Origin of the sequence: Helicobacter bilis (assembly GCF_900198365.1) — a bacterium.
GTDB lineage: Bacteria > Campylobacterota > Campylobacteria > Campylobacterales > Helicobacteraceae > Helicobacter_A > Helicobacter_A bilis_B.
The window spans coordinates 1-5,318 of the sequence record NZ_FZMS01000107.1 but is presented as its reverse complement, the minus strand read 5'-3'; the positions used below and the strand labels follow the sequence as shown (position 1 = coordinate 5,318).

The following is a 5,318-nucleotide window of genomic DNA, read 5'->3' as shown; positions in this document are numbered from 1 at the left end:
TCATGTGGAAGTAAAAAAAAAGGAATTATGACATATAAGCATATTATAAAACACTTATGCAAAAACCCTTTATACAAGGCTTTTATGTGTTAGTGTGTTTTTGTGTTTGTGATTAAGTGTTTTATGTGTGTTGCTAGATAGATATAAAAGTGGATTAAAAATAGTTGGCGTTACAAAACTTCAAGGCATTATGAGTGCTATGGAAATAAGAAGGGAGCAAAAATGAGAAGTATATATGCAAGTATGAGTGATAGTGTAGCCTTAATCCCTAGTGGTGTAAGAGCAAAGCTATTTGTGCGACATTCAATTCGCCCCGGTGTTGAAGGGCAAAAAGTGGAGTATAATGGAGAGATGATACAGATAGCAGGTTTTCACTGGGGACTTACAAGAGAGGGCAAGATAATGGCAGAAGAGTTTGGCAGGGGATTACGAGATGAATTTATATTGTGTAATCTTGTCTCTAGTGAATCTAGGCGGTGTGTAGAAACGCTTAATCATATACAAAAAGGCTATGACATCAATACAGAGACTAGCACACATAATGTATTAAAAGCTATGTGGATTTCAGATTCTCGTAAATGGCATAATATTTATGAATATTACAATAAGGATATAAAGCTACTCTTACAAAAAATGCTTGATAGAGAAAATATAGATGGTGTATATCCTGTGGAAAAAAGTGTATATTTGCTACTAGAGTATATGGGACTTTGTGATGATATAGGACATAGAATCTTAAATAGTGAGTTGCTACAAGCAAAAGATTCTAAGAGAAAAGAGCTTGATATTTTTGTAAGCCACGATGGGCTTATTATGCTAACACTTTGTTATTTATTACAAAAAAAAATATGAGTGAGATAGAGTGGGTGTATATGCTTGAAGGTGTGTTTTTCTGGCGTGAAGAGCATTTATTATGCTTTGCTTGGCGTGGAGAAAAGTTTGAGTTTGATATAAGGGGATTGGTATGAGATTTTATAAAAGATTACAACTGCTTTGTGATACAACTTTTCAAAAACGCTATTTTTCACAGCACGAAACAATGATGCGATGGGGTGCGGTATATGGCTATGACAGAAATAAAAGAAAATATAGTGCTTATTTTAGGTTTTTACGATTCTTATTTACAAAATGCAAACTTATGTTTATATATAGAATGTGGCTTATGATAAGGTTTATATGTGGCAAGATAGATATCCCATATATGCAGATTGTCGTAACAACACAATGCACTTTAAAATGTAAAGATTGCCACGATTTAATGCCCCTCTTTAAAAAAGAGCAACATTATAAAGGTAGGCTAGAAAATATTACAAAGGATCTAAAATGTTTGCTTGATTCTGTAGATAGCATTATGTCGGTAAGAATTTTAGGTGGAGAGCCATTATTGTTTAAAGATTTACCTAAACTTATTGACTACATAAAAAATGAACAAAAAATAAAAAGCTTTGACATCATTACAAATGCTACAATTCCTATAAGTGATGATATACTGCATTCTCTCAAGGATTGCTATAAGGCAAGAGTGATAATTGATGATTATAGCAAACAGGTCCAAAGCCTAAAATCACAAGAAAAGCTGCACCACATACAAACACGACTTAAGCAATATGATATACGACATTTTGTCTTACACTGGGACGCACAAAAATGGTTTTCAACTGGAGAAATTAAAAAAGCAAATCGCACGAAAGAACAAATTGCAAAAAACTTTCTTGATTGTGGTATGTATTGTGTATCTATGATTGGCAATATGGGTGGTAGCGGCAATATTTTTATTTGCCCTCCTGCCACCTCAATGAGTAAGATATATGGGATTAATGCGTTAAAGGGAGATTTTGTTTCTCTAGATTCTAAAAATTTAAAAGATGATTTAAGGTTATTTTATAAAAAAACTTATTTTGAAAGTTGTGATTATTGTGGTGATATGGGCAAGAAAAAACCAATAGAAGCCGCAATCCAGCTTGATTAAAGGACTGCATTATGAGATTTTTTATTTTGGGCAATATCAATGCTGGAAAAAGCACTTTTGCAGAATCTATTTATAAGATAATGTGTCAATTAGGCAAGTATGAGATTTTGCGTATTGATGATTTTCGCAAGAAATATGGCGATGGTAGTGAAAAAAGTGAGATAAAAATTGCAAGATATTTTGCTAAAGCAATGTTAGAAACAGAAAATGCTATTGTAGAGCTATGTGGATTTGGATATGCTGCTAAAGAGATTCTAAAGAAAATGAGAGATAATAGCTGCGTTGTTTTGTATATAAATGCACCATTACAAATATGTTTAGAGAGAATAGAAGCAAAAAGAAAAATTTTTGAAAGCAATAATCATTTTGCAGAATCCACAAAGATTGCAGACACGATTAGATTGCTTGATACAACCTTAAAAAGTGGCAAACTTTATGAAATGTGGGATAGGATAGCACTTGGTTGGCATACGATAGAACAAGATGATTTTATAGAGATAAACAGCAAATTACCGCTAAAACAATATCATTACACAGGCGAAATGATAAATATATTAAAAAAGAATGGCTTTAATAAACTCATATCGTATGGATCACTTGGGCGATTAGATATGAGTTTATACTCTGATATTGATTTGATTTTGCTTAGCAAATTTTCTAAGGAGCAAGTTTTTAATATGATACAAGATCATTGGCAAGAAATTTTTAAAGAAAGTGTTATGTTTATTTTAGGTGAAAAAATTGTCATTTTAAAAGATGATATTATGGTGGAACTCGCCATTATTCAATCATTCAAAGAGTATGTAAAATATTATTGTGGCTCATATATTAACAATGTTTCAAAAACTATTTTGCTTGGAGGAAAGAAGCTTTGCGATACGATAGCAAAAGTATCGCAGACATATATGGATTCTCCTTTATATAAAAGTGAGAGTTATGATTTACAAGTATGCAGGGACAAGATACAATATTATTTGTTTTTTCTCAAAAAAATGGCAGCAGAAGACGATTGTTTTAGATTCTATTTCTACAATAATCTTATTATAGATTCTATTGTTCGCTACTTATGTATAAAAGAGGGAATAGTTATGTATCTTTACTGCCCAAAGCATATCAATCATATTATGGCTAAATACAAGATAAAATATTTAGTTTATGATATGAGTAGAGATAAACACTCTCACATTAAAAAAGTTAAAACTTTTGTAGAAAAGTGGATTGAGTAGTGTTTTATAATTGTGGTGTTTAAATAGAATCCATAAAATAAAAATATATAAAAAATGCAGACCAACAAATAATCCCTTGCAAGAAAAGTAATAAAAATATAATATATAGTATAAGATATACAACTTACACCCTCTCCGCAATCTTTCTTCCTACATATTCACCAATATATGCACCCGCAATACCCCCAGCCAATACGCCAACACCCGGTATTACCGCACCACAAACAATAGAGAATCCACGCGCTACCACAAATCCACCTATAATGCCACAAGCATTCTTTTTGATAGATTGCAGGCATTCCTTATTTGTTGTTTCACCTTTTTGCCATTTTAAAATGTCGTTTGCAGAGTTCATTGCGATTTGTGTGCCAAGCTTAAAAGCTGTTGTGCCAAAATTTTTCATAAGATATAAGGCTTTATTGCCGCTATGTTGTATCATCGCATTAGCTGTGCTTTTATTTATCTGTGTGGTTAGGATATAAGTTAAACCCTCCTTACACGCATTTAATGTCCCATGAAAAATCGCTTGTTTCATGGCGACTTCTTTCCCTTTTTCTTTTTTATTATTACAATAAGCCAAAGTTGTGCTTACACCACCGGCTACACACGCAACAATACTAGCATTTTTATATATATTTGTATTTTTAGAAACATTCACACTTTTTAGAGATTTTATCATAGCTATATTCCTTTATTGGAGTTTTTAACATTATAATCACATTTTGCAAATTATTTTATCACTTCATGCCATATTTTAAGCAGTGTAATTAAACTTAGATTCTAAAGGTTAGATATGTGGAGAAGCACATCTATATTTATTCAAATTAGCATTTTGTTTGCCATTGCGTTTGCTAGTTTCCTAGCAGTCTCACTTTTTTATGTCAAGGTGCAGCCGGGCATAGAGAGTATAAAGCAGTATAATATCATCGTTGCAGCTATTGGTAAAATGCGTCAATATAATGCAAGTATGGAGGGTATAAAAAGCTTTCTTGAAGAAGAGAATTTTTATGAAGTGCCTATAACAGCGTATATGCAAGAGAGGATAGCACAAGAGCCAGCACCACATCCGGGTAGCTTTAGCGTAAGTGTCATACAAGATGGGAATGATATATTTATTGCCTTGCGGACTATGGATAATTTTGTTGTCTATCAAGATCCTATTGCATTTAATTGGTCTAAATATCACATGCTAACCTTTATGGGTGCGCTTATCTTAGTCATTATTTATATCACACTTATGAAACGGCTAATGCCACTTAGTCATATTAAAAATGAAATAGCGATTATGGCAAATGAAAATGAGATTCGACCGATTGTTTGGGGGTCTAAAAATCAAGATGAAATAGGTGAATTGGTGCGTGAATTTAACCATTCTGTTGAAAAGCTAAAAGCAGTGGGTGAAGCAAGGACGCTTTTTTTACGATCTATTATGCACGAGCTTAAGACACCGATTACAAAAGGGCGGATTGTAGCGGAAATGGTTATAGATTCTAAACAGAAACAGAGATTATGTGGGGTATTTGAAAGGCTTAATTCACTCATTGATGAGTTTGCTAAAATCGAGCAGCTAGCAAGTAAGAATTATATGACAAAAAAGATAGAGATACCCTTGAGAGAGATTGTAAAAGAAGCTATGCAAATGCTACTTATTGATTCTAATAATAATGACAATATAGTGTTTTTGCACCATGATGACTTGGTGAAAGTGGATTTTCATTTATTTACATTATGTATTAAGAACTTGCTTGATAATGGCATAAAATATAGCATAGATTTTAAAGTGATTATAGAATCTAGGGGCAAAGACTTGATTGTAAAAAATAAAAGCGAAAAGTTAAAACTTGATGTAAATGAATATTTTAAACCTTATTTTAAAGATATTAAAAATCCACTCTCACAAGGTTTTGGCTTAGGCATGTATATCGTAAAAACAACGCTTGACACACAAAACTTTGAGTTAGAGTATCTCTATGAAGATGGATATAACATGTTTATAATAAAAGATTGTATTGTAGAGAATTTTTGCCGTTTGGATAATGCCTTGCGAGATTAAAATCTAGGTTCTATTTTTATTAAAGCGGTGTTTTGCAGTGATTATTTAGAATCTCGTTCTATTTTTACAT

The 5,318-nt window shown here is 32.2% G+C and carries 5 protein-coding genes; 4 read left to right on the top strand and 1 reads right to left on the bottom strand.

Features of this window, described 5'->3' with window-relative positions; genetic code table 11:
• Nucleotides 1-222: 222 nt before the first annotated feature.
• From C6H08_RS11085 to C6H08_RS11075, 3 genes are all read left to right on the top strand, one after another.
• A complete protein-coding gene (locus C6H08_RS11085) occupies nucleotides 223-852 on the top strand; it encodes a histidine phosphatase family protein (RefSeq protein ID WP_034579781.1) in 630 nt (209 codons plus the stop codon).
• 112 nt (nucleotides 853-964) lie between these two features.
• Nucleotides 965-1,969 (top strand): GTP 3',8-cyclase MoaA family protein, encoded by a 1,005-nt coding sequence (locus tag C6H08_RS11080; protein WP_052099997.1) that lies wholly within the window; start codon nucleotides 965-967, stop codon nucleotides 1,967-1,969.
• A gap of 11 nt (nucleotides 1,970-1,980) precedes the next feature.
• Nucleotides 1,981-3,195: a hypothetical protein gene (locus tag C6H08_RS11075; protein WP_034564961.1), complete on the top strand. Its 1,215-nt coding sequence runs from the start codon at nucleotides 1,981-1,983 to the stop codon at nucleotides 3,193-3,195.
• 124 nt (nucleotides 3,196-3,319) lie between these two features.
• Here the strand turns inward: C6H08_RS11075 and C6H08_RS11070 are convergent, their stop codons facing one another.
• Nucleotides 3,320-3,874, bottom strand: a complete 555-nt coding sequence (locus C6H08_RS11070) for a hypothetical protein (protein WP_034579783.1) — start codon at nucleotides 3,872-3,874, stop codon at nucleotides 3,320-3,322.
• A 114-nt stretch (nucleotides 3,875-3,988) separates the two neighbouring features.
• On the opposite strand from C6H08_RS11070, the gene C6H08_RS11065 reads away from it, so the two are divergent.
• The gene (locus C6H08_RS11065) at nucleotides 3,989-5,248 is read left to right on the top strand and encodes an ArsS family sensor histidine kinase (protein WP_034579786.1); all 1,260 of its coding nucleotides are present in this window, start codon (nucleotides 3,989-3,991) and stop codon (nucleotides 5,246-5,248) included.
• The last annotated feature ends 70 nt before the right edge of the window (nucleotides 5,249-5,318 follow it).